The sequence below is a fragment of the Maricaulis sp. genome (assembly GCF_017642925.1).
In the GTDB taxonomy this organism is placed as follows: domain Bacteria; phylum Pseudomonadota; class Alphaproteobacteria; order Caulobacterales; family Maricaulaceae; genus Maricaulis.
Window position 1 is genome coordinate 1 of record NZ_JAEPOL010000029.1, and the last position, 25325, is coordinate 25325.

Sequence of the window (25325 nt, forward strand, 5' to 3'; positions counted from 1 at the left end):
GAGCGCGCTGACGCCGACCGCGACCGAAGTGTTATCGACCGTGAAAGTCAGCGTCGACACATCTGCGACCAGGATGGTCGCCGGCGCAAAAGCCTTGGAGAAGCCCGGCAGATTGGTGTCCTTGGTTGCCGTGTCGGTCTGCGCACCGCTGGCATTCCCGGCACCATCGGTCAGTGTCACAGACAGGGTAAGCGTACCGTCGCCCAGGCCGGACACGTCGATCCCGGTGATCTGATCCGTCGCGCCAGCCAGCGTCCCGCTGCCGGTAACATTCGTGCCGCCGCCATCCGACGAGATCGTATAGCTATAGTCGGCCGACACCTCCCCGCCCGCAAAGGTGAAGGAGACCGCGCTCTCGCTGGCCCCGGTTACCGGATCCTGGTCGAAGGACACGGAGAAGCCCACCGGTGCCGTGGTGTCCTTGGTCACCGTATCCGTCGCCGCGCCGCCCGCATTCCCGCCGCTGTCCGTCAGGGTGACGGACAGGGTCAGCGTGCCGTCCGGCAGGCCCGACACGTCGATACTGCCGATCCGGTCGGTCGCCGTTGCGATCGTGCCGGACCCCGTCACCGATCCACCCCCGCCCGAGGAGGTGATCGTATAATCATAGTCCGCACCCACCTCCGCGGAGGCGAAGGTGAAGGATATGGCGGCATCGTCCACATCACCGATCGGATCCTGATCGAAGGACACCGAATAACCCGAAGGCGCGGCCGCGTCCTTGGCGGCCGTATCGGTGGAAGCCGAGCCGGTATTGCCCGCCGGGTCGGTCAGGGTGACGGACAGTGTCAGCGTCCCGTCCGGCAGGCCGGACACATCGATCCCGGAAATCTGGTCGGTCGCGGTCGCAATCGTGCCGGATCCCGTTACCGATCCGCCCCCGCCCGAAGAGGTGATCGTATAGTCGTAATCGGCCCCGACCTCGGCGCCAGCAAAGGTGAAGGAGACAGCGTTGACATTGGCCGCCGTCACCGGGTCCTGGTCCAGGGAGACAGTATAGCCGGACGGCACCACCACGTCCTTGGAGACGGTGGCCGTCGCAGCGGAACCGGTATTGCCGCCGCTATCGGTCAGCCTCACCGACAGGGTGAGCGTACCGTCGACGAGGCTGAGCACGTCAATGCCGCCGATCTGGTCGGTCGCCGTCGCAATCGTGCCGGACCCGGTGACCGAGCCGCCGCCATGCGACGAGGTGATCGTGTAGTCGTAGTCCGTCCCGACTTCAGCACCGGCGAAGGTGAAGGAAACAGAATCGGCATTGCCGGCATTGACCGCAGCCTGGTCGAAAGACACCGAATAGCCCGACGGCGCATCGGCATCCTTCTCCGCCGTGTCGGTGGCCGCCGCGCCGGTATTGCCCGCCGGATCGGTCAGCGTCACCGACAGGGTCAGCGTGCCGTCATTCAGGCCGGACACATCGATCCCGGAGATCGTATCCGTCGCTCCGCTCAGCGTCCCGCTGCCCGTGACATTCGCGCCGCCATTGTTCGAACTGATCGTGTAGGCGTAGTCCGCCGAGGCTTCCCCGTCGGCAAAGGTGAAGGACACCGCCGTCTCGTTCGCCGCCGTCACCGGGTCCTGGCCGAGGGTCACCGAATAACCGGAGGGCGCCGTCGCGTCCTTGCTTGCGGTGTCGGTCGCAGCCGAACCGGTATTGCCGCTGCCATCCGTCAGCGTCACCGACAGGGTCAGTGTGCCGTCATTCAGGCCGGACACATCAATCCCGGAAATCGTGTCCGTCGCCGTGACGATCGTGCCCGAGCCGCTGACCGGCGTGCCGCCATTGTTGGAGCTGATCGTGTAGTTGTAATCCGCACCCACCTCGGCACCCCCAAAGTCGAAGGACACCGCCGTCTCGTTCGCCGCATTGACCGAAGGCTGGTTGAAGGCCACCGCATAGCCCGACGGCGCCGTCAGATCCTCGCCAATTCCCCGAACGGCAAAGTCGAAAGGCGACTCGTCAGCATCATTGTTGGCGATCGACAGCGTTGCGGAGTGCACGCCCGTGATCGAAGGGTCGAACTCAACGGTGAAGGTTGTGGTCCCGCCCCCTGCCGCGACACTCGTTGCCGGCGGCGCGGTAACCGAAAAGTCCGTCGCATTGACGCCGGAGACACTGACCGCGCCGGAACCGAGTACAAGCGTGTCGGTGCCCGAATTGGTGATGGTAAAGGTGCGGCTGACCGTGCCGCCGCTGGGATTGGCCGATCCGAAATCGGTGTGATCCCCGGATGACGGCGAACTGTCGCCATCGGCGATATTCACGCCATTGCCGGTCACGGCAATCTCGGGCGTGCCGGTGCCCGTACCCTGAATCGTGAAGTTGAAGGGCGACTCGTCGCTGTCATTGCTGACGATCGACAGGCTCGTGCTGCGCGTGCCCAGGGCCGAAGGATCGAACCGGACCGTCACGCTCGTGGTGCCGCCGCCGGCAGAGACGCTGGTCGCCGGCTGCGAGGTGATCGAGAAGTCGGCGGCATTGCCCCCCGAAAGGCTGGCCGCATTGCTGCCGAGGGTCAGCGTGGTACTGCCCGAATTGGTGATGGTGAAAGTGCGGCTCACCATACCGCTGCTGATAAAGGCCGATCCGAAGTCGGTATGATCCCCGGATGACGGCGAACTGTCGCCATCAACGATATTCGTGCCATTGCCGGTCACGGCAATCTCGGGCGCGCCGGTGCCCATACCCAGTATCGTGAAATTGAAGGGCGACTCGTCGCTGTCATCGTTGGCGATCGACAGACCCGCGATGCGCGAACCCACCACCGACGGGTCGAACTGGACCGTGACGGTGGTCGTGCCGCCGCTGGCAGCGACGCTGGTCGCCGGCTGCGAAGTGATCGAGAAGTCTGCGGCATGGGCCCCCGAAAGGCTGGCCGCATTGCTGCCGAGGGTCAGCGTGGTACTGCCCGAATTGGTGATGGTGAAAGTGCGCGAAACCGTACCGCTGCTGATATCGGCCGATCCGAAATCGGTGTGGTCACCCGCTGTCGGCGAACCGTCGCCATCTACGATATTCACGCCATTGCCGGTCACGGCAATCTCGGGCGCACCGGTCCCCGTACCCCGGATCGCGAAATTGTAGGGCGACTCGTCGGCGTCATTATTGGTGATCGTCAAAGTCGCGTCACGCGTGCCAACGACCGACGGGTCGAACCGGACTGTGACGGTCGTCGTACCGCCGCCGGATGCGACGCTGGTTGCGGGCTGCGAGGTGATCGAGAAGTCTGCAGCGTGACTGCCTGAAAGGCTGGCCGCATTGCTGCCCAGCGTCAGCGTGCCGGAGCCCGAATTGGTGATGGTGAAGGTGCGCGACACCGTCCCCGAGCTGACCGCAACCGCGCCGAAATCGGTGTGATCGACGGAGCCCGGCGAGCCGTCGCCATCAGCGATGTCCGTGCCATTGCCCGTCACGCCGATCTCCGGCGTCGCAACGCAATCGGGATCGGTCGTCATGTCGATCATCGCATAGCCGGACGCCCCCTGCACAGGGGGGGACAAGTCCGCCGCATTAAAAGGAGCGGTCGTGTTAGACCAGACGCTACCCGAGGCCCAGTAATCATAGAGCGCGATGTATGCATCAGTGCCGCTCACCAGATCGTAGTCTTTGTCTACGGAAAATGTATCTTGCTGCAACGGCAACTGCCCGGTCGGCGCGTTCGTCGCAACGCCGCCCGACGACCGGATCTCGCCATCCAACTCGCGCCACACGACAAGCTGAATGGCTCGGCCGGCGCTGGAATCATTGTTGAAGGCTGTCCACTCGGCCTCGATCTGCGTCACGGTGTTGTTGGCATACGGACCGGCGATGCAGCTGCCGTCTGACGGCAGGGACAGGCTGACGGACGGGTTGCTCCAGCCCTGGGCCTGCGCGGCCCCCGCCATTGCGCCCAGTCCCGCAGCAGCCAGTGCCAGTACGCGCGCAACAGCCGAGCCTGCGCGCTTCGCGCGGGCACAAAAATCCACCGCCCCGGACAACGGCTTCGCGCCGTCCGGCTTCACAGAAACCCGATTTTTCATAGACTTACTTGCCCACGCTTCCGCTTCGGCCGTCCCGGCGCCGAACCGCCTCGATCCCACGCGCCGGCAAGGTTTTCGCCGCCGCGCGCAATCCTTTACAAATTCTGAAACTACCCGATAGCCAAATAATTCGAATGGACTACATTCCCATCGGGAATAACAAAGCGAGGGCGGCCCGATGTCGGAGCTGAAAAACCTGGACCTCAACCTGCTGGTTGTCTTCGAAGCGGTCTATTCGGCCGGCAATATCTCCCAGGCCGCCCGGCGGCTGGGCATGAGCCAGCCGACAATCTCCAACGCCTTGCGGCGCCTGCGCGACAGTCTGGACGATCCGCTCTTCGTGCGCGCAGGACGGGGCGTGCACCCGACCCCGCGGGCCATGCAGATGATCGGGCCGGTGCGCGAAGCGCTGCAGATGATCGAAAGCGGCGTGGCGCCGGGCGACAGTTTCGACCCGGCAAGATCAAGCCGCCATTTCCGCCTCGTCGTGCTCGATGCGATGGAGCCCATCATCATGCCGCACGTGATCCGCCGGATACAGGACCACAAATCCATATCGATCGAAAACCTGGCCATCGTGAACACGCCGATGAGCGACGGGCTGAACGACGGATCGCTCGACCTGGTGATTTCCGGCTTCCTGACGGAGAGCCGGGACACGCAATGCGAGGCCCTGGCACCGGTTCACCTGTCGATGGTCGCGCGCAACGACCATCCGGCCATCGACGGGGCCTTCACCCTCGACCATTTCCAGAGGCTCGGCCATATCGCACTGGTGCCGCGGATGCGGGCGCTGTCGCGGCTGGAAGAAGCGCTGCGCCGGCTCGATATCCAGCGGCACGTGGCGTACTCCGTCACCAAGTTCTGGTCCTTCCCGCACATCCTGATGACGACGGATCTGGTCGCCGCCCTGCCGACGGCCTTCGCACGGGTGATTGCGCGCAACTATCCGCTGGCGCTCTACGATCTGCCCTTCGCCTATCCCGACGAACGGATCTACATGACCTGGAAGACCAGCCGCACGAATGACCCCGGCCATCGCTGGCTGCGGGGCGAGATAGCCGTCGCGCTCAATGCGGCTTCGGCGCAGGCGCCGGACCGATAGTCCGCATCGCCCGCCAGTAGTGCCAGGCACCCCAGACACCGCCGACCTGGACGAGCAGGATGGCATGGCCCAGCGACCGCACCCCGTGGCCGGCAAACAGCGTGTCGCTGGCGAGCCCGATCACGGTCGGCCCCACACCGACACCCACGATATTGAAGACGCACAGATAGATCGCCGTCGCCATGGGGCGCATGTGCGGCTCGACCCGCGAATGAAGGAAAGCGTAGGTCGGCCCCCAGAACACGGTGGCCATGCTGCCCGAGATCACGAGGCAGGCGAGCGCCGGCACGGCCGACGGGAACAGCAGGAAACCGATCGCGAAGGGCTTGGCGATCAGGATTGCCGCGATGACGACGCCGAGGCGCCAGCGCGGGTTTTGTCCGCCCAGCCGATCGGCAATCGCGCCGCCGGCCCACGTGCCGACCCCGCCGAGTATGCCGACGCCGAGCGCGAGAAAAATACCGGTCTGCGCCTGGCTGAGCCCGTGTGCCCGGATGATGAAGGTCGCGGTCCAGGCGAGCGCCCCGAAAGTGACGATGCCGGTGACCGCCAGTCCGCACAGGGCGTGGAACAGGCCCGTATCGTTGCGGATGGTGCGGCATGTGCGAAGGAAAAGCGATCCCGGCCGGGCCGGCATGGCTGCGCTTGCGCGGTGCGGCTCGGCCACCGTGAAACGCAGGAGCAGCGCCAGTATCAGCCCCGGCACGCCGGCAATGACGAAGGCCCAGCGCCAGCCCAGAACCTGCCCCGCAATCCCGCCAACGAGAAAGGCCAGCAGCACGCCGATATTGGCGCCGGCCGCGAAGGTCGCCATGGCCGATGTCCGCCTTTCCGGCGGATAGAAATCCGAGATCATCGAATGGGCCGGCGCCACGGCACCCGCCTCGCCGATACCGACACCGAGACGGGCCAGCACGAGTTGCGCGAAATTCTGCGCAAAGCCCATCGCAATGGTCAGCACGCTCCAGACGGCGGTGGCCGCGGATATGATGTTGCGGCGATTACCGCGCGCGGCGAGCCCGGCGACCGGAAATCCGAACAGCGCATAGACAATGGCGAACAGCGCCCCGGACAACAGGCCGAGCTGGGTATCGGTCAGCGCAAACTCGGCGCCGATCTGGTCGAGCGTGACCGCCAGGATATTGCGGTCGAGCTGATTGACCGCAAACATCGCGGTCAGCACGCCCAGCGCATAAGTATTCGATTTTCCGGACATTATTTCCCGGCCCGACAGTCGCTCCCATGCCGGTCTACCACGCCTGTCCGGACGTGAAAGGCGAAGACGCAGGCTGCAGGCCCGCGCGTTCGGCCAGGCCGAGGGCGCAGACCCGCAAGCCAGGACACCGACGGTGCTGTCAGATAAAGCCGGACTGGTCTCGAAAGTCCGAGTTTGAGCCTGCATCAAGCTGCAAGCTGACGCCATTCGGCCAGGGCGACGGAGCGGTGCTCCGTGAAATCCGGGCGTCGACAGATGTGGCGTTCATGAAACTCGTCTTCCGCATTCCGCAGCAAAAGCGGAAAATGCGGTCGCTCATCATTGCCGCCAAGCGCATGAGTTCGGGCGAAGTCTTGTCGCGCCGGAAGCGGGGCGCATCCGCCAAACACAAAGGGGGAAGTATGCCTCTGCTATGCCCCCTCCATGTACACACTATGTCGCACCAATGGGGCTGGTGTGCACACGGTTCGAGCCACCAAAAGACCCGGGTGCCGAACGGTTTGACACCGTCCGGCACCCGTCAGTCGGAGGGGTAGCGTCAGAAATTGGTCTCCCAGCTGAGCAGTCCGTTCAGGGCCGCGAACAGGATCACGATCAGGATCGCCACGGCGAGCACCAGGCTCCACAGCTTGGCGAACCAGCTCTGCCGGCCCTGCCAGACGGTGAAGGCATTCCACAGCGCCATGGCGAAGGCCGCATAAAGCAGGAGCTGCGTCGCCATCGTCACGAAGAGCTGGGTGCCGAAGCCGGACCCCAGTCCCGACAGGTCGGTGAACAGCGCCTGGAAGAGCAGCACCCAGGCGATCAGGAAGACGAAGACCAGCGCGATACCGATCCGCACCAGCCGGTAGGACATCGCCTCCCGGCCGCTCAACGCAAACGCCTGTCCATAGCGCCAGCGCACGACAGCCCGGACCGGCCACAGGAGCAGCGTCACCAGAAGGACCCCCAGGGCGAGCGACAGGAGCGGCATGACCAGCGAGCCTGCGCGGTACCACGGCGCCGGGATCAGATGGATGATCGGCGAGACCGGTTCGAACGTGATGTAGTCCAGCGAACCGTCATCATCGAAGACCGCGGCCATCCGTTCATAGCCGCCGACATGACGCCAGACGAACGGCTCGACCTCGCGCCACACTGCCGGCTTGCCGAACAGCGCATACTCCAGGTCGCCATCGGCATTCATGGTGATGCTTTCCTGGCCGAGGAAGCGCAGGATCGCCGCGAAATTCGTCACCACCGTGCGCGAGCTTTCATACTCGCCCACCACCATCGCACCGTGCTCGCTGGCCGTGTCCAGACGCGGACCGACCGGCTCGACAGTCTCGGGGAAGTAGCGTTCGGCAAAGGCCGCCGTCAGCGAAAAGCGCAGTGTGCCGGCGCCCTCACCGGAGGAGTTCACGACGACATAGATGCCCACGCCCTCATCGATCAGCACGTTGAGATCAGAGTGGAAGAAGCCGGTATCGCCGCCATGGCCGCGAATGCGCAGGCTGCCCTTGTCCAGTTCCCAGAAGCCCAGCGCCATGGCGTTGAGCGGCGGGGTCAGCTGATACACGGTCTCGTACATCTGCTCCCAGGTCGCCGGGGCAAGCACGTCCGGATTGCGCTCGAGCAGGCCGATCATGAACCGCCCCATCGCCTCGCCGCTGGCCGCCAGCGAACCGGCCGGCGCCATCGGGACGATCTCGTAATATTGGGGCTCGCCGTCGGCGGCGTTGAGATAGCCGTTCGACATGTAGGGCTCGAACTGCTCCGGCAGCGGCTGGTGGAAAGTCGCCCGCTGCATGCCCATCGGCTCGAAAATGCGCTCGGCGACGTAGTCCTCGAAGGCCACGCCCGTGAGCCGCTGGACGATATAGCCGGCCAGCGCCGTGCCGTAGTTGGAATAGGCGGGCGTTTCGCCGGGCGGGAAGATCTGCGAGGGCGGCGGCGCCTGCTTCAGGAAGTCCTCCAGCGGCAGGGCCAGTTCCGGATCGCCGATGATCAGATTGCGGAAACGCTCCTGGAAGCCCGGTGTATGGGTCATCAGATTGCGCATGGTGACCGGTTCGCCGAACGTGTGCGGGATCTCGAAATCGAGATAGGTATTGACGTCCTCATCCAGATCGATGCGGCCCTCTTCGACCTGCTGCATCACGGCAATCCAGGTGAAGAGCTTGGAGATCGAGCCCGGCCGGAACATCGTGTCATAGCCGTCGACAGGCTGGAGCTCAGCCAGGTCGGCATAGCCGAAACCCCGGCTGGTCAGGATTTCCCCGTCGCGCACCACGGTGACCTGCGCGCCGACGATATCGCCCTCTGCGATGGCATAGGGCATGAAGCCGTCCAGCCACGCATCGACGTCGCTCCGGGTCAGGCTGGGCTGTCCGGTCTCCGCCGTTTCGACCGCTGCGGCCGGAGGCGGGGGCACGGCGGCCGGATCAACGGTCTCGTCCTGCGCAAAGGCGGTGGCGAAGCTCAACGCCCCCAGTGCCCCCGCCAGCCACTTCATTCGCGTTTTCAAAGGCATGCCAGCCTCCATCCTGGTGGTACAAACAATGCGGTCACGGGGTGCTGCCGCCCAGCAGGGCGAAAATCCCGATACCGACGAAATTACCGAGCACATAGCCGAGGATCCCGGTGAGAATTCCCGGCGCGACGAGGTTCCGCCATTTGAAGAGGATCGCGATCGCCGCCGCGATAGGCGGTCCGGCGATGCAGGCGAGCGACGCCGTGACCAGCTCGGCATAGTTCAGCTTGAGCAGGTGGCCGGCGACGAGCATGAAGACCAGGTGCGACACGAAGATGCAGCCGACCATGACGAACATGCCGGGCGCCGCGGACAGCATCTCCATCACATCAGCCCCCGCGCCGATGATGGCGAAGAAGAGGTACATGAACATCATCGCCAGGATGTCCTCGCCGGACAGGCGGGACAGGTAGCACCGGCCTGCGGTCGCAACCGCCGTGACCAGCACGGTGATGACCAGGAGGCGGTAGTCGGAGATACCGAGCGCGTCGGCGATGATGGCGCTGACAGCGACAGCCCCGGCGGCGAGTGCCAGGGCAAGCGTCAGCGCAAACAGGCTGCCGCCGGAACCGGCGCCGGCCGCATCGTCCGGTCCGGTGTGCACGACTTCATCCATCCGCCAGCCATAGCGGCGCTGCAGCAGCGACCAGCCGGCGGCCAGGTTCAGGAGAATGATGAAGCCCACGCCGAGAATATTGTCGATCGCCAGCGCGGCGGAGAGCTGGGAGCTGTCGTCGAAGCCGACGGCTTCCGCCACGGCAACGAAGTTCAGGGAACCGCCGGTATAGGTGGCGGTGAATACGGCCGCGATAGCCGCCTCGCTATCACCGAGATCGACCAGCAGCGTCGCCAGCCAGGCCCCGAACACCGTGCCGGCCATGCCGACCAGGAAGGCCACCAGCACACGGCCGCCCTCGCTGAATACCCGGACCAGGTCGGCCTTCAGCAGGAAGAGCGCAATCGCCAGCGGAACGAGATAGGTCCAGATCGCGCCGTAGAGCGGCGCCGATCTCGGCAGCACGCCGAACTGGGCAGCCACCAGCGCGGTCAGGAGGATGATACCGGCGCCGGACAGGCGTTTGCCCCAGCGTGTCTGTTCCAGACCGGCGGCCAGGGCGCAGATCGCCAGGAGAGCCGCGAGCAGGCCGAATATGTTGTCCGGCGCGATCATAGCCTTGCCAATCCGGCACGCGCGGCGCCGGGATTATGTTGCGGACCGGGCTTCATCCCCACAACCCGGCCTGGGGTGCGCCCACGCAGCCGCTGCGATAGAGCATGCCGCCGGGCAGGTCGGATTTCAGGTTCAGCGGACCGTCGAGATCGACGAAGTCGCACAATTGCGCGATCACGAAAGCCGGTGCCATCGAGAGCGATGTGCCCAGCATATTGCCGACCATCAGCCGTTTGCCGGCCCGGCGCGCCTCGCGGGCAAGCGCCAGCGCCTCGGTCAGGCCGCCGGTCTTGTCCAGCTTGATATTGATCATGTCATAGCGCTTGAGCGCCGCCGGCAATTCGCCGCGATGCAGGCAGCTCTCGTCGGCACACAGCGGGATCGGCGAGCGGAAGCCTTCCAGCGCCTCGTCGGCGGCGCGCGGAAGCGGCTGTTCGACCATCGCCACACCCAGCTCGGCAAACGGCCCGAGGACCTGTTGCAGCTGCTCCATGGAGAAGCCCTGATTGGCATCGATGATCAGTTCGGCGTCGGGTCTGGCCTTGCGGATCGCGGTGACCCGTTCGACCGGCTCGACATCGTTCAGCTTGATCTTCAGGAGCGGATAACCCTGGGCCTGTTTGGCCTGCCTGGCCATCAGTTCCGGCGTTTCCTGGATGCCGAGCGTGTAGGCCGTGCGGCGGTCCTGCGGGGCGATACCGGTCAGATCCCAGATCGACTTGCCCGCGCGGCTGGCTTCCAGATCCCACATGGCGCAGTCGACGGCATTGCGCGCGCCGCCCGGCGGCAGCGCTTCCTGCAAGGCCTCGCGCGTGAGACCACGCTCGATCTCCGGACGGATCGCCTCGATCTGGTCCAGCATCTCCGGCGCGCTTTCATTGAGATAGTAGACCGGCACGCCCTCGCCCCGGCCTTCGGCACCATCGCTTTCCAGCGTGACCACAACGGATTCGAGACTTTCGAAGACATGGCCGGTGATGACGAAGGGCGCCTTCATCGGCCAGCTCTCGCGGTGAACCCCCAGACGCACACTCATGCTGCGTCTCCCGAAACGAGGACATCGACAATCCGGGCCGCGCCATCCCGGATCGGGTCGATCGCCGGCAGGCCGGTCTGGCGTTCCAGATCGGCCAGCAGCACACGGCGGTCCGGATCCGGCAACATGGAGGTGTTGACCGAGAGCCCGACGAAACGGACCTGCGGATTGACCCGGCGCGCGAAGGTCAGGCACTGCGCGATGCTTTCGGTCACCGGCAGGACCGGATATTCGCGGCGCGCGCTCGTACCCAGCAGGAACTCGCGCGATGGGTCGTGACACAACACCAGGGCGTCCGGCTGGGACCCGTGCAGCAGGCCCAGGCTGACACCGGCAAAACTGGGGTGAGACAGGGCGCCCTGCCCCTCGATGATATCCCAGTGATCGTCAGCAGCATCGGGGGAGAGAAGCTCCGCCGCGCCGGACAGGAAATCGGACACGACGCAATCGAGCGGGATGCCCTGACCGGCGATCATGATCCCGGTCTGGCCCGTCGCGCGGAAGTCGGCGTCGAGGCCGCGGGCGCGCATTTCCTGCTCGATGGCCAGGGCGGTGTATTTCTTTCCGACCGCGCAGTCGGTGCCCACGGTTAGGAGCCGTTTACCGGTGCGCTTGCGCCCGGTGCCGATGGGCAGATGACGCGGCGGGGTGCGGACATCGATCAGCCGCGCACCGGAAGCCCGGGCGGCCGCGACGATCTCCGGAAAGTCGGAGAGCCGGACATGCATGCCCGATACCACGTCCAGGCCCGCCCGGGCCGCCTCGGCCAGATCACCGACCCAGGCATCAGGGATGGAGCCGCCTTCCGAAGCGACGCCGATGACAATCGAGCCGACGCCTGCCCGCGCCGCCTCGGCGACCGACATATCGGTCAGACCGCCATCGACCTTGCACCCAGGCGACCGCAGCTGGCCAGCGCATTGCTCGCGCCGCCACTGGATGAGACCCAGCCCCGTCTTGGCATGTCCGGTATCCGGCACATTGCCGAAATAGATGAGATAGGGCGCGCGCAACTGTACCGTGGCAAGCCCGTCGGCGTGTGATGACGCGGTGTGCGTATCCTCAGTTCTGCTGGCGAGAGACACGGTGATCCTCCAATTGGCTGGGCGTTGCGGTCACGATTTTGAAGACGCCGATCGTGAGCAGGGGCAGAACGACGATGGCGATGAAGGCGTAGGACAGGAGGCCGTAGCCGCTGGCGATCAGATCGATGATCCCGATCGCTTCCGCGAGGAAGATCGCGGTCGCGAGCAGCGCGACGGCAACAGCGAGACGGGCCCGCCTGGAAAAGGCACGCCCGGCCGACTTCATGGCGGCGCCGATGCGTTCATTGATGGCGTGAATGATGCCGACGCCGGTCTCCACGAAGGTTCCGAACAGGACGACCTGGAACAGGATGGTCAGCCAGACGGCATTGAGGAGCTGGAGCAGGTAGACGACCGGAACGGCCTCGTCCTGGATCTCCGGATAGCGGGCCAGCATGGCCACGAAGACCAGTATGCCCGGCACGATGCTGATCGCGCCCGCAAGAGCTCCGGCGACGAGCGCGTCGCGGCGGGTCTCCAGTTGCGGCAGCACGAAGAGAACGGCGGCGAAGGCGATCAGATTGTAGGCCGCATAGCGCACGCCATCGAGCAGCCAGCCGCCCGTGCGAGCGCCCTCGCCCAGGGAGGTCGCGATAGCGTCGCCATAGGTGACGGACACATAGACGAAGAAGATGGCGTACAGCGCGTAGAGCAGCAGCGACCACCAGGCCATGATGCGTTCAATGGCCTTGCTGCCGAAGAAGGCCAGGGCACCGATCGCCAGCAACAGGCCGAGCGAGCCGATGACGGTGGAGACGCCGAAGGCTTCCGCCACCATGTGCCCGGCCGCCGAACCGAGCACCGACAGCACGAGCAGGGCGATCAGTACGTACAGAATCTCGAACAACCGCCAGAACGGCCCCAGAAGCGCCTGGAAGAAGGTGCGGTAGTCATAGCCTTTTACGAGGCGCGCAAACTCGAAGCCCACGGCCAGCAGGACGGCCCAGACTGCAGCGGTCGTCATCAGGCCCAGCAATCCGCCGACGGCCCCGTGCGACAGGAAGAATTCGGCAATCTCGCGCCCGGTGCCGTAGCCGCCACCGATAATGACGGACTGAAAGACGAGTCCCGGCAATAGGTAGGTTCTGAAGACCGTGTTCATCACGCTTCCTGGTTGGGTCTGTTCGTGATTTCGGACGGGGCAGGCGCGGCCGTCTGCCGCTGTCTGCCACCGGGCGGGACCTGCCCTGCAGGGCGCTGACGCGTTGCAGGGCAGGTCGGTCCGCGCGATCAGTAGCGGAAGCTGGCTCGCACCCCGATCGTCCGGGGCCGGTTCACGCTCGTCCCGATGACCGGCGCATCCAGCTCGCCGTCCGCAGTGATGAATTGCTGCAGCGGGTTGGAGCCGATGCTGACCGCTTCGATGTCGTTGAGCAGGTTGGTTCCGAACAGTCCGACCGACCAGACATCGTTCGACAGCTCGACACTCAGATTGAGGCTTTCAAGCGTGTCGAGCCGGGCCGACGGGTAGTTCTGGACGTCGGAGTAGCGCTCACCGATGTACTGGAAGGAACCGGTCGAGGTGAACATCCAGCCATTCGACCCCAGCGGACGGGTATAGGTATAGCCCGTCGACAGGGTGAATTCCGGGATGTTCGCCGGCTGGTTTCCGGCCTGCAGGTCGAAGGCGCCGACCGAACCTCCCGGCGCGGCCGTGATGACGGTACCCGTCTCGAACTCGGCATCGACCACTGCCAGATTCAGGAAGGTCGAGAGATTTTCGCTGACCTGCAGCATCGTCTCGACTTCCATGCCGAAGATCGTCTGGTCAGGACCGTTGATCGTGTTGTTGGCCGGCGTGTTCACCCAGATCTGCGTGTCCTCGTAGGTCGTGCGGAACACACCCACATTGGTGATCAGATCGCCACCGAACCAGGACGCTTTCACGCCCGCGTCGATGGAAAGGACCTGGTCGTCGTTGAAGGACAGATTGTCGAAGAAGACATCCTGGTCGCCGCCCGACGCGCCCAGCGCCGCGATTGCATTGCCGATACCGCCATTGCGGGCGCCGCGGGCGGCATTGGCATAGAGGAGCACATCGTCGTTGAGTTCGTATTCAACCCCGACACGCGGCAGGAATTCCTCGAGTTCGAAATTGAACACCGTCCCGACGCCGGCCCCCTGCAGCACGGCCAGCGTGCTGACGAAGTCGATCGGATTGGTTTCCGTCCACGGGATCAGATTGCCATTGCCGTCGAATTGCGGAACGAGGTTCACCACGTCGTCCTGCATCAACGTCGCCGTCACCGTATCGTTGACGTAACGCGCACCACCGATCAGGCGGAAACGCGGTGTCACTTCAAAGGTGAACTCGGCAAAGGCCGAATACTGTTCGGTCTGGGTCTCGGAAAGACGGGTTGCCAGGTTCTCGCTTTGCGGCGTCGTGACGGTGACGCAGCCTTCGCACGTCAGGAACTGGCCGCTGGTCTCGGAGCGGTCGCGATAGTAGGCACCCGCTGTGAAGTTGAGCGGGCCGTCCAGGAAGGACACGAAGCGGAATTCCTGCGACCATTGCTCGAACTCACCCGAACCGGTCGAGAAAGACGTTGTGTCGACGGTCGGGAAGAAGGGCGCCAGCCCGAAGGAGTTGCCCGCACTGAACAGCGACGAGGAGGTGCGGCGCTCGTAATAGCCGGTGATCGACGTCACCTGCATCCAGTCCATGTCATAGGAAACACGGCCGGAATAGAGGTCGAAATCGTCCGTGTAGCTGCCGGAGAGCGGCGAGGCGGCGAAGGTCAGGTCTTCCGGGTCCGAACCGGGATCGACCTGGGTCGACTCGCCGAGCTCGTCGCGCGACAGGAAGGCGGAAAGCCGCAGTTCAAGATTCACGGTGGGCCGTGCAAGCAGCACGGCCCGGCCGCCAACGGTCTCGAAGTCATTGACGTCCTCGCCTTCGCTCGGATTGTCGATGAAGCCGTCGTCTTCCCGCATGAAGCCGGAAACCCGCAGGCCCAGCTTGCCCGGAACGAAGATGAAGGAGGTGGCATTGTCCACCGTATAGGCCAGACCGCCATCCGTGATCGTCTCGAGCCGGCCATTGGCCTGGCCGGTGATCGCAGGACCGTCGAGATCCGGATCATTGGTGAAATAGCGGATCACGCCGCCGACGGCGCCTTCGCCGAACAGGGTCGGCTGCGGACCACGGATGACCTCGACGCGGTTGAGGTCGGCGGAGCTGAAGTCGCGGATGTTCCCCGAACCCGTCACTGACACATCGTCGAGGAAAACGCTGAATACCGTGCTCGTCTCATAGCCGCTGCCCGCACTGCGAACCCCGCGGATGGCGATGTCGTTCGAGTTCTGGCGCGTGCGTACATTCTCCACGCCGGGAATCGTGCGGGCGAGATCCTCGATGTCCTGGATCCCGTGCAGGCGCATATCCTCCCCCGAGACGCCCACAATACTCGCACCGATATCCTGCACCGACTCTTCGCGGAACCGCGACGTCACCGTGATCACGTCGTCCACCGTCTCCGGTTCGCTGCCGGCCTGACCGCCCTGTTGTGCCGCCACCGGCGCAGCCAGCGCGACGCTCGCAAGCAGAGCAATTTTGAAATGGCTAGACATAGCTTCCTCCCTGTCCCCCGTTATGGCTGCAGAGCGAGTATTTATCGCAGCCTTATTTCACCATAACGCAGCGAAACCGGGTTGGGAAGACACGGATTCGCCTGACGCCGCAGGAACCTCCGGGCGCACCCGATAACAGGACTCCATACGTATACGGAATCACTGCAATTCTCTGAAAAGCGGGGAAAGTCGCCAGACAGCCAGACCCTGAGCGCGACCGCGGACTGCGTCAGTCCGGGACTTTGAGGTCCTGCATGTACATCTGGTCGTGCATGAAGATCGCATCCAGCAAGCGCTCTTCCGAGCTGGACAGGATGCGATGCACCTGTTCGCGGATATCGTCTGACGCATCGCGCCGGATGGCCTCGACGAGCGCGCGCTGATGCTCCCAGGTATAGGGCAAGGTCCGGTTCAGTTTCACATACAGCCAGTAGATACGCATGGTCGTGTCTTCCAGCTGGCGGATCCAGTGGATCAGAAGCGGATACCGAACCTGTTGCGCCATGAAGACGTTGAACTGCTTGTTTGCCTTGAGCAAACGCAGCGCCTGTTCGTCATCATCCACCGGGGCCTTGTGCGCGGTTTCCTCATTCATCCGGATGATCTGGTCAACATCCACCTGGGATGCGGCCATCGCGAATATCTCCGGCTGGAGCATCTTCCGCATGGCGAAATTCTGTTTCACATCGAGCAGGGTCAGCGGAGCGACGCGCGTGATCCGGGGCGAAACCGATACCAGGAATTGCTGGGCGGTGAGCTGCTCCATGATATTCCGCGCCGTTGTGCGGCTGATATCGAACATCTCGGTCAGGATGTTTTCCGACACTTTCTGGCTGGGCGCCAGTTTCTGCGTAACGATGGCATCCATGATGACATCGTAGGCTGAGGCCGGGTCGACAACACTCTGACGATTATTCTTCTGATTCTGCACCGAATTACTCATTCCGCTCATCGCCTCGCTGCCGGCGCTCCTGCAAGTGTGACGCCCCATCACGCCGCCCAAACGCCGCTTATGGAAGCCTTATTGATAATTAAGGCTGTATTATTTTGAACCTTTCGGTTAGCGTAGCGGCGAATACGCATATGAGGAAGCCGCTAGCATGAAGCAGGACACCCAAATCCGCACCGCACGCACTTCCGGCGCCACGCGCCGCGGCCTGCTGAAAGCCGGTCTGGCCACCGCGGTCGCAGCACCCATGCTGAATTCCGGGCATTTCAAGGTGTTTGCCGCTTCAGAGACGACCTATTCAGCCCGCGCGATTGCCCTGATCGAGGAAAATCTCGTCATCGACATGCTGTCGCTGCTCGCCGATCTCGGCGACATGCTGGAAGCCGGCTACAGCGATCAGCCCTCGATCCATGACGGTTATGCGGTCACGGATGCGCACCTGGAAAAGCTGCGCGCCTCTGGCATCAATGTCTTTCACCCGGCGGTCGGCCTGGGCGGACGCGACAGCGCTCTCACCTTCGTTGCCCGGCTCAATGCCTATGCAGCAGAACGTCCGGATGTCTTCCGCCGTATTGATGCGGTGTCCGATTTCGACCGTGTGATGGACGAGGGCCGGATCGGCTACATTATCGGCATCCAGAACGCCCACCACTTCAACACGCCGAACGACGTCAACGAGTTCTACAATCTCGGCCAGCGCGTCAGCCAGCTGACTTATAATTCCCAGAACCGTATCGGCAGCGGCGCCACCGAACGGGTGGATGGCGGTATCAGCAATTTCGGTGTCGCGATCATCGATCGCATGAACACGGTCGGCATGGCCGTCGACGTGTCGCACTGCGGCGACCGGACCACGCTGGACGCGTTCGAGATCTCGAACGTGCCGGCGCTGATCACCCATTCCAATGTCCGCGCCCTGGCCGGGGGTCATCCCCGCGCCAAGTCGGACGAGGCCATCCAGGCTGTGGGCCGGGCCGGCAGCGTCATGGGCATCACTGGTGTGCGCAATTTCGTGCGCGATCGCGAACCGACCACGATCGAGCACATGCTCGACCATTTCGACTATGTCGCCAATCTGATCGGCGTCGAGCATGTCGGCATCGGCAGCGATATGGACGCCGACGGATATGACGACGTTCCGACCGCCGCCTACGAGCGGCTGCGGCGGGGCTATGACGAATCCTACGCCTTCCGCGGCCAGATCGATACGGACGGGTTCGACCATCCGCGGAAAATCTTCGATCTCACAGACGGCCTGATCCGGCGCGGCTACTCCGACGCCGACATCGCCCTCATCCTGGGCGGCAATTTCAGACGGGTGCTCGGCGAGATCTGGAAACCATAAGGGCGCTAAGACGCCGGGGAGGAACAGTATGAAACGGACATTGCTGACGACGGTAGCGGCCGTCCTTGCGCTGGGGAGCGCAAACGCTGCAGCACAGGACCTGACGCCGGAACGCGTTGACAGCGCCGCGCGCCAGACCATCGAGGCCTTCGACATCCCGGGACTGGTTGTCACCGTCACCCGCGGCGATGACGTCATCTACACCGGCGCCTACGGGCAGCGCGACGTGCGCCATCCCGACATCGCTGTCGACACGGATACGCTCTTCCCCTTTGCCTCGATCAGCAAGGCCTTCACCACGACGGCGCTCGCCATGCTGGTCGATGAAGGCGTGCTCGACTGGGATGATCCGGTGCGCCGCTACATCCCCGAATTCGAGATGTCCGACCCGTACATCACCGCGGAGTTCAGCGTGCGCGATCTGGTCACGCACCGGTCCGGCCTGCCGCTCGGCGCGGGTGATCTTCTGGTCTTTCCCGACGGCAAGCCCGAGGTCAGCGATATCCTCGCCGCGATCCGCCACATCCCGCCGGCAACCAGTTTCCGCTCGGAATATGCCTACGACAACCTGATGTACATTATCGCCGGCGAGGTGCTGTCACGCGCCGATGGCCGGCCTTGGGCAGAGGCGATCGACGCGCGGATCTTCGAACCGCTGGCGATGGACAGCTGTGAAGCGCTGCCCTCCGAAGCAGCCGCCGACGACAACACCGTCACCCAGCACTCCCGCGCGCCCGGTGAGACCGAGGCTGTACCGATCGATCCGCGCTTCATTATCGGCGACAGCACGTCACCGGCTGGCGGGCTGAGCTGTTCGGTCGACGATTTCACGACCTGGGCACAGTTCTGGCTCAATGAAGGTGTGACGGCTGACGGCAACCGCCTGCTCTCCGAAGCCCAGTTCGCGGAAGTCTGGACCGGGGTGACCCCGCAAAGCGTGAGCCCGCTCCTCGCCCAGCTCGGCGGCACACATTTCTCGCTGTACGGCCTGGGTTGGTCGGTGCGCGATCTGCACGGCCAGCTTTTTGTCGGACACAGTGGCGGCTTGCTCGGCGCGTCCTCTTATTTCGGCATCCTGCCGGAGCAGGACATCGCCGTCTTCGTCAGCTCCAACGTTTCGACCTATGGCTCCACCGCCCTGGCGTTGCAGCTAATTGCCGAGGCAGCTGCCGGCGACGAGGCGAGCGACTGGATCGGCGTCCTGCACGGCGTCTACCAGCGCAGCCAGGAAACTGCAGTCCAGGATTCCGGCGCCGGCGACCAACCCGACATCGCCATCGATCCGGTGCGCGATCTGTCCGCCTATACCGGTACCTATGTCGACCCGTGGTATGGCCCGGTCTCGATCGAGATCCGCGACGGCAGCCTGTTCATCGACATGAGCCGCTCGGAGGTGCTCGACGCCTCGCTGGTGCCGGTCGCACCGGACCGCTTTGTCGCGCGCTGGCCCGACCGCAGCCTGAATGCGGACGCTTATGTCGACTTCACGGCATCGGATGATCGCATCGCCGGCATGACGATGGAGCCGGTCTCGGAGACGACGGACTTCTCGTTCGATTTCGGCGACCTCCACTTCACCAAACAGCCCTAGGCAAACGGCAAGAGAGGAGACCCGATCATGATCAAGGCACTACCGATCTGCCTGGCCCTGGCCACAACACAAGCCGCCCTCGCCCAGAGCACCCCTGCGGACGAGACCTATGATCTCGCCATTCTGGGCGGCCGCGTCATCGATCCGGAAACGGGTCTCGATGCCATCCGGAATGTCGGTATCCGCGGCGACGAGATTGTCGAAATCACCGAAGACGCGATCGAAGGCGAACGCACAATCGACGCCGCGGGACTGGTCGTTGCACCGGGCTTCATCGATCTTCACGCGCACGGCCAGTCCGTTCTGGCCGGCCGTGTCCAGGCCTTCGATGGCGTGACCACCGCGCTTGAACTCGAGTCCGGCGTCTATCCGGTCAGCGCCTTCTACGCGGCAGCGCAAGCCGAAGGCCGTCCCATCAATTACGGCGCCTCGGTGAACTGGTCCCGCGCGCGCTATGCCGCGCTGACCGGTCATGATCCCGTCGATCACGAGGACGGGTTCGAGATGGCGCCGGATGCTCCGGACTGGCGATATACGCCGGCCAGTCCGGAACACACGCGGGAGGTTCTGGCCCGCGTCGAAACCGGTCTGGACGAGGGCGGTATCGGTATCGGCGTCCTGCTTGGCTATGTGCCGGGCTCCGGCCGCGGAGAGTATTACGCACTGCACGAGCTGGCCGCGGCCCGCGGCGTGCCGAGCTTCACCCACGCGCGCTATCTGTCGAACATCGAACCGGACAGCTCGCTGGAAGGCTTCCAGGAGATGATTGCCGTGTCGGCCGCCACCGGCGCACACATGCATATCTCCCACCTCAACAGCATCAGCCTGCGTGATATCGGCGAAATCCGCCCGATGATCCAGAGCGCCCAGGCCAATGGCGTCAACATCACGGTCGAGGCCTACCCCTACGGCGCAGGTTCGACGGCGATCGGCACGGCCCTGTTCGAAGGCGAGAACTGGCAGGCGCGGCTCGGCGACATCTCGAAGTCCGACTTCACGCTGGACGGTGTCCCGCTGTCCGATGCCGAGTTCGACCGCCTCCAGGCCGAAGAACCGGATACCGATATCGTCGTCCACTTCCTCGACCCCGACCATAATGCCGACGACAGCGCCCTTCTGGCCCAGTCCATCCTCTATCCCGGCGGGGCCATTGCATCGGATGGCGGAGGCTGGAGCCTGGGCGGCGAGCCCGTCGCGGATACGGAGTGGCCGCTGCCCGCTGCTGCGGAATCGCACCCGCGCAGCGCCGGGACCTTCTCGAAATTCCTGCGCGTCTATGTGCGTGAAAACCGGATGATCGGTCTGAGTGACGCGCTGGCCAAGCTCAGCCTCATCCCGGCGCAGATCCTGGAAGAGGCTGTGCCGCAGATGCGCACCAAGGGTCGTCTCCAGGAAGGCGCAGACGCCGATATCGTCATCTTCGATTTCGACACGGTCAGCGACCGCGCCACCTATGAGGAACCGGCACAGCTGTCCGCCGGCTTCCACTACGTGATCGTCGCCGGCACGCCACTCATCTGGGCGGGCGAGCTGGACACTGCCGTCCTGCCCGGCCAGGCAATCCGCGGCACCGTGCAGAATGACTAGGACCGCCGATACCGGCTTCAACCGGGCGCTGCAGGAAAAGGGGAGAAACCATGCACACCAGATACGCCTGGAAAGGCGCAGCTGCGGCCCTCGCTCTGATGGCCTGCACCGGATATCCGCCCGCTCTGGCCCAACCAGCGGCACAAGGCGCCCCGGCAGAGACCGCGCGCCCGCAAATCGAGGGCCTGGCAGACTTCATCGATGGCGTGATGGCGCAGCAGATCGCCAGCCATGAAGTCGCCGGCGCGACCGTGTCCGTGGTTCACGACAACACGCTCCTGCTCTCGGCCGGCTATGGCTATGCCGATATCGATGCCGAACAAGCCGTTGTCCCGGAGACGACCCTGTTCCGGCCCGGCTCGGTCTCCAAACTCTTCACCTGGACGGCACTGATGCAGCAGGTGGAAGGCGGACAGGTCGATCTCGACGCCGATGTGAACACCTATATCGACTTCGAAATTCCGCCCTTTGAGGGCCAGCCGGTGCGGGTGCGGGACCTGATGACCCACAGCCCGGGCATGAGCGATGTCAGCGGTATCAGCGTCGCTACGGTCGACGAGCTCACGCCCTACGGCACCTGGATCGGACAGCACATTCCCCAGCGTCTCTGGGCGCCGGGCACCGAAATCGCCTATTCCAATTATGGCGTCGCCCTGGCGGGCTATATTGTCGAGCGCGTCTCCGGTCAGCCGTTTGCCGACTACACCGAAGAGCATGTTTTCACACCGCTCGGCATGACGTCCACCACATTCCGCGAACCCCTGCCGGCCCATCTGGAAAGCCGTATGGCGGCCGGCTACGAGCTGGAGGGCGGACGCCTTGTCGCCCAGCCCTTCGAGCTGTTCAGCAACATCATGCCGGCCGGCTCCGGCACCTCGACCGCGCACGACATGGCACGCTTCATCCAGGCCCTGCTCAATGGCGGCGAGCTTGACGGGACACGCATTCTGGAACCGGGCTCGGTCGAGCTGCTGATGCAGGACTCCCTGCGCAATGCGCCCGGACTGCCCGGCATGGCACACGGTTTCTATGTCGTGCAGGAGAGCGGCCCGCGCCTGGTGGGGCATGGCGGCAATACCGGCGACTTCCACTCCAACCTGATCCTGGCACCGGAAGCCGGTTTCGGCTTCTTCGTATCCGTGACAGGCGGGGATGAAAGCTCGGTCGGACGTACCGACCTGACCAATGCGATCATCGGCCGGGTTTTCCCGCAAACACCGGCGCCGCGCGAGCCGCGTGCAGAAGACGAGGCCCTGCCCGTCGGCGCCTACCGCATGAACCGGCGCGACTACTCGCGGCCGCCGCGGGAGGAATACGATATCGAGGTGACAGAGGCCGGCGAGAACGCGATCCGGATCCGCTTCCTCGAGGACGTCACCTATTGGGAACGGATCGGCCCGATGACCTACGAAAAGGTCACCGGAGCCCGGGCCGGCGGGCCCTTTGACCGCGTCCAGTTCCATTCAGGACAGGACGGCCTCGTGCTGTCCTTCAGCTACCAACCCTACATGGCCTATCACCGCGTCGCAGATTGAGGAGTTCTTCCATGTCCATGCCGACCCTGAAAACCGCCGTCTCCGCGCTTGCCCTCATGGCAGCCTGCATGGCCGTGCCGGCTTACGCACAATCCGGGGACGCGCCCGTCATCGTCCAGCCGGACGATTGGAGCCTCGTCCAGCGCGACGGCCTCTCCGTCGTCACGGCGCCCGAGGGTAATCTCGACATTGCCGTCGTCGATGTCGGCCCGGCAGACGATGCCCTCGCCGCAGCGAGCGCTGCCTGGCAGGTCTATGCGCCGGACGCGCAACGCACCGTCGAACTCACCACGCCCGCCGCATCGGAAAATGGCTGGGACCAGCGCGTGAGCATCAGCTACGCCACCTCGCCGTCCGAACAGGCGACCGTCAATGCGCTGGCGCTGCGTCAGGGCGAGGCGTGGACGGTGGTTATCGTGAATGGCGCACAGTCGACCGCGAATATCCGGTCGGCCGCCGTGTCCCTGGCCCGCGACTCCGTCCAGGCCGAGGGCTATGAGCCGGAAGACTTCTCGGACCGCACCGCCCACCGCCTGACGCCGGAGCGCATCGCCCTGCTGCGCGACTTCGTCGCGGAAGCGGCAGAGACGCTGGACGTGCCGGGTGTCGGCCTCGCCCTGATCGACCAGGGCGAGGTTGTGTTCGAGGGCGGCGTCGGTGTGCGCTCGCTCGACGATCCGGCCCCGGTCGATGCAGATACGCGCTTCATGATCGCGTCGAACACAAAAGGCATGTCCACCCTCCTGCTCTCCATCCTGGTGGACCGGGGACAGCTCGACTGGGATCAGCAGGTTGTCGAGCTCTATCCCTCCTTCCGGCTCGGTTCGGACAGCACGACGAGCGCAACCCTTGTGCGCCACCTGCTGTGCGCCTGTACCGGTCTTCCCCGCAAGGACTGGGGCTTCATCCTCGCCGATCAGGACACGCCGGCCTCGGATGTGTTCCGGCAATTGTCGGAAACGGCCCCGACCAGCGCTTTCGGCGAACTCTTCCAGTATAACAACAACATGGCTGCCGCGGCGGGCTATGTCGGCGGCGCGTTGGCCTATCCGGACATGGAAATCGGCGCAGCGTATGACCGGGCCATGGACGAGCTGATCTTCCAGCCGCTGGACATGACCGATACGACATTCGACTTCGATGCGGGCGAGGCCGGCAATTGGGCACCGCCGCACGGACTCGACGTCGACGGCAACCAGACCGTGATGTCGAACCATTTCAACCGCGGCGTCTACCCCTATCGTCCCGCCGGCGGCGCTTTCTCGACGGCGTCGGACATGGCGCACTACGTCCAGCTGGAACTGTCCCGCGGACTGACGCCGGACGGCGAACGTCTGGTCAGCGAGCAAAACCTGCTGGCGCGGCGTGAACGCGGTGTGCAGGTCGCCGAAACCGTCTGGTACGGGATGGGCCTGTTCGACGAGGAACACTGGGGCGTGCCGGTGGTGACGCATGGCGGCACGCTGCTGGGCTATCACAGCAATTGGTATGCCCTGCCCGAAGCGGATGTCGGCGCGGTCATCATGACCAATGCCGATACCGGCGCTGTCATGCTGCGGCCCTTCCTGCGGCGGCTGGTCGAAGTGCTCTATGACGGGCACCCCGAGGCGATGAGCCAGGTGGAAGCCGCTGCGGCCCGCCTGGATGCCCAGTCGCAAGTGCGCCGTCAGGGACTGGACATTCCCGGCGATACCGCGGTGCTGGAAGGGCTGGCGGCCGCCTATGAGAGCCCGGGCATCGGCACCATCGCGATCTTCGAGAATGAGGGTCAGACCTGGATCGAGGCCGGTTCGATCCGCGCGCCGCTGGCAACCCGCTCGAACCCCGACGGCACGGTGTCCATCGTCTCGGTCGGGCCCGGCGCCATCAGCCTGGAAGCCGAGGTCGGAACCCAGGATGGCCGCCGCACACTGACCCTGCGCGACAGCCAGCACGTCTACCAGTACACCGAAACCGACTGAGGGTGGACGAGTCGCGGAACTCAGAGTCACAGTCCGGTCGGCCCGTGTGACAGAATGCGAATTGTGCGCGATTGAGCGGCCAGTTCTTGAGACCGGTCCGCTTCGGCCTGAGCGAAATAGCGGTGCTGTCAGACTAAGCCGGACTGGTCCCGCGAGGCCCAGGCACTTGCGGATCGACTGCGCGAAGATCGGTCCGAACCGGTTCCACCAGAACCGCGCTATCTCGTACGTCGTGCGTTATGTGAATGCCACGATTGTTCAGCAGGTCGTCTACGTTTCGTAGCAACAGCGCAAATCGAACACGCATCATCACAGCGAGGCGGATGATCTGGGGGAGAGGTTTTGAAGTACCGGAACGTATTTCGCATCGGTACACGCCAGCCCGCTCAAACCCATTTTCTTCCGACAGCGCCACACGGCGGGCTTGGCCTTGGCCGCCGTCGGAACGTCCACTTCGTCGGGGAACCGGGAAAGACAATGGAGCGGCCTGCCGCCACCCATCCCGGTACCCGACGAATTTCGCGGCGGGGCTACCAGCCCCACCGCACGCCGGCGCGGGCGCCGACATGGCCGGTATCGCTGCCGACCCCGACGCCGAAATTCGCCGACATGCGGCGGTCGATCCGCGCCGCACCGGAAATC

15 protein-coding genes and 1 pseudogene are annotated in these 25325 nt (G+C 64.4%); 6 read left to right on the forward strand and 10 right to left on the reverse strand.

Features of this window, described 5'->3' with window-relative positions; genetic code table 11:
* A partial coding sequence (locus JJ918_RS16720; RefSeq protein ID WP_291889900.1) for an S-layer family protein occupies nucleotides 1–3885 on the reverse strand: 3885 nt, incomplete at its 3' end.
* Between the two features lie 313 nt (nucleotides 3886–4198).
* Here JJ918_RS16720 and JJ918_RS16725 point away from each other — a divergent pair.
* A complete protein-coding gene (locus JJ918_RS16725; protein ID WP_291889903.1) occupies nucleotides 4199–5125 on the forward strand; it encodes a LysR family transcriptional regulator in 927 nt (308 codons plus the stop codon).
* Here the strand turns inward: JJ918_RS16725 and JJ918_RS16730 are convergent.
* The 8 genes from JJ918_RS16730 to JJ918_RS16765 all read right to left on the reverse strand — a co-directional run bounded on the left by JJ918_RS16730 (nucleotide 5091) and on the right by JJ918_RS16765 (nucleotide 16658).
* The gene (locus JJ918_RS16730; RefSeq protein WP_291889906.1) at nucleotides 5091–6341 is read right to left on the reverse strand and encodes an MFS transporter; all 1251 of its coding nucleotides are present in this window, start codon (nucleotides 6339–6341) and stop codon (nucleotides 5091–5093) included. The two genes, JJ918_RS16725 and JJ918_RS16730, sit on opposite strands and share 35 nt — an antisense overlap.
* 538 nt (nucleotides 6342–6879) lie before the next feature.
* Entirely contained in the window at nucleotides 6880–8853 is a 1974-nt protein-coding gene (locus JJ918_RS16735) for a serine hydrolase (protein WP_291889909.1), read from the reverse strand.
* A 34-nt stretch (nucleotides 8854–8887) separates the two neighbouring features.
* Nucleotides 8888–10024, reverse strand: coding sequence for a DUF819 family protein (locus JJ918_RS16740; protein ID WP_291889911.1), 1137 nt, complete (start codon nucleotides 10022–10024; stop codon nucleotides 8888–8890).
* 52 nt (nucleotides 10025–10076) lie between these two features.
* On the reverse strand, nucleotides 10077–11060 hold the full coding sequence (dgcA, locus tag JJ918_RS16745; protein ID WP_291889914.1) for an N-acetyl-D-Glu racemase DgcA: 984 nt from the start codon (nucleotides 11058–11060) through the stop codon (nucleotides 10077–10079).
* On the reverse strand, nucleotides 11057–12145 hold the full coding sequence (locus JJ918_RS16750) for a DUF1611 domain-containing protein (protein WP_291889917.1): 1089 nt from the start codon (nucleotides 12143–12145) through the stop codon (nucleotides 11057–11059). Before JJ918_RS16750 ends, dgcA begins: the two co-directional genes overlap by 4 nt.
* Entirely contained in the window at nucleotides 12123–13247 is a 1125-nt protein-coding gene (locus tag JJ918_RS16755) for a hypothetical protein (protein WP_291889920.1), read from the reverse strand. Before JJ918_RS16755 ends, JJ918_RS16750 begins: the two co-directional genes overlap by 23 nt.
* A gap of 128 nt (nucleotides 13248–13375) precedes the next feature.
* Nucleotides 13376–15715: a TonB-dependent receptor gene (locus JJ918_RS16760; protein ID WP_291889922.1), complete on the reverse strand. Its 2340-nt coding sequence runs from the start codon at nucleotides 15713–15715 to the stop codon at nucleotides 13376–13378.
* A gap of 229 nt (nucleotides 15716–15944) precedes the next feature.
* The gene (locus JJ918_RS16765; protein WP_291889925.1) at nucleotides 15945–16658 is read right to left on the reverse strand and encodes a GntR family transcriptional regulator; all 714 of its coding nucleotides are present in this window, start codon (nucleotides 16656–16658) and stop codon (nucleotides 15945–15947) included.
* Between the two features lie 157 nt (nucleotides 16659–16815).
* On the opposite strand from JJ918_RS16765, the gene JJ918_RS16770 reads away from it, so the two are divergent.
* The 5 genes from JJ918_RS16770 to JJ918_RS16790 are packed head-to-tail and all read left to right on the forward strand — an operon-like array spanning nucleotide 16816 to nucleotide 24683.
* Nucleotides 16816–18009, forward strand: coding sequence for a membrane dipeptidase (locus tag JJ918_RS16770; protein ID WP_291889927.1), 1194 nt, complete (start codon nucleotides 16816–16818; stop codon nucleotides 18007–18009).
* 28 nt (nucleotides 18010–18037) lie between these two features.
* On the forward strand, nucleotides 18038–19600 hold the full coding sequence (locus JJ918_RS16775) for a serine hydrolase (RefSeq protein WP_291889931.1): 1563 nt from the start codon (nucleotides 18038–18040) through the stop codon (nucleotides 19598–19600).
* A 27-nt stretch (nucleotides 19601–19627) separates the two neighbouring features.
* Nucleotides 19628–21187, forward strand: coding sequence for an amidohydrolase family protein (locus JJ918_RS16780; protein WP_291889934.1), 1560 nt, complete (start codon nucleotides 19628–19630; stop codon nucleotides 21185–21187).
* 50 nt (nucleotides 21188–21237) lie between these two features.
* A complete protein-coding gene (locus JJ918_RS16785; protein ID WP_291889937.1) occupies nucleotides 21238–22722 on the forward strand; it encodes a serine hydrolase in 1485 nt (494 codons plus the stop codon).
* Between the two features lie 11 nt (nucleotides 22723–22733).
* The gene (locus tag JJ918_RS16790) at nucleotides 22734–24683 is read left to right on the forward strand and encodes a serine hydrolase (protein ID WP_291889940.1); all 1950 of its coding nucleotides are present in this window, start codon (nucleotides 22734–22736) and stop codon (nucleotides 24681–24683) included.
* 165 nt (nucleotides 24684–24848) lie between these two features.
* On the opposite strand, the pseudogene JJ918_RS17280 reads toward JJ918_RS16790, so the two are convergent.
* Nucleotides 24849–25051 (reverse strand): annotated as a pseudogene (locus JJ918_RS17280) (IS6 family transposase); the annotation flags it as partial.
* Nucleotides 25052–25325: the final 274 nt, after the last annotated feature.

Bases quoted from the DNA above. Each gene is read 5' to 3' on its own strand.
- JJ918_RS16735 (WP_291889909.1), bottom strand. From the start codon at position 8,853: ATGCCTTTGAAAACGCGAATGAAGTGGCTGGCGGGGGCACTGGGGGCG.
- JJ918_RS16730 (WP_291889906.1), bottom strand. From the start codon at position 6,341: ATGTCCGGAAAATCGAATACTTATGCGCTGGGCGTGCTGACCGCGATG.
- JJ918_RS16725 (WP_291889903.1), top strand. From the start codon at position 4,199: ATGTCGGAGCTGAAAAACCTGGACCTCAACCTGCTGGTTGTCTTCGAA.
- JJ918_RS16765 (WP_291889925.1), bottom strand. From the start codon at position 16,658: ATGAGTAATTCGGTGCAGAATCAGAAGAATAATCGTCAGAGTGTTGTC.
- JJ918_RS16740 (WP_291889911.1), bottom strand. From the start codon at position 10,024: ATGATCGCGCCGGACAACATATTCGGCCTGCTCGCGGCTCTCCTGGCG.
- JJ918_RS16755 (WP_291889920.1), bottom strand. From the start codon at position 13,247: ATGAACACGGTCTTCAGAACCTACCTATTGCCGGGACTCGTCTTTCAG.
- JJ918_RS16775 (WP_291889931.1), top strand. From the start codon at position 18,038: ATGAAACGGACATTGCTGACGACGGTAGCGGCCGTCCTTGCGCTGGGG.
- dgcA (WP_291889914.1), bottom strand. From the start codon at position 11,060: ATGAGTGTGCGTCTGGGGGTTCACCGCGAGAGCTGGCCGATGAAGGCG.
- JJ918_RS16770 (WP_291889927.1), top strand. From the start codon at position 16,816: ATGAAGCAGGACACCCAAATCCGCACCGCACGCACTTCCGGCGCCACG.
- JJ918_RS16785 (WP_291889937.1), top strand. From the start codon at position 21,238: ATGCACACCAGATACGCCTGGAAAGGCGCAGCTGCGGCCCTCGCTCTG.
- JJ918_RS16790 (WP_291889940.1), top strand. From the start codon at position 22,734: ATGTCCATGCCGACCCTGAAAACCGCCGTCTCCGCGCTTGCCCTCATG.
- JJ918_RS16760 (WP_291889922.1), bottom strand. From the start codon at position 15,715: ATGTCTAGCCATTTCAAAATTGCTCTGCTTGCGAGCGTCGCGCTGGCT.
- JJ918_RS16780 (WP_291889934.1), top strand. From the start codon at position 19,628: ATGATCAAGGCACTACCGATCTGCCTGGCCCTGGCCACAACACAAGCC.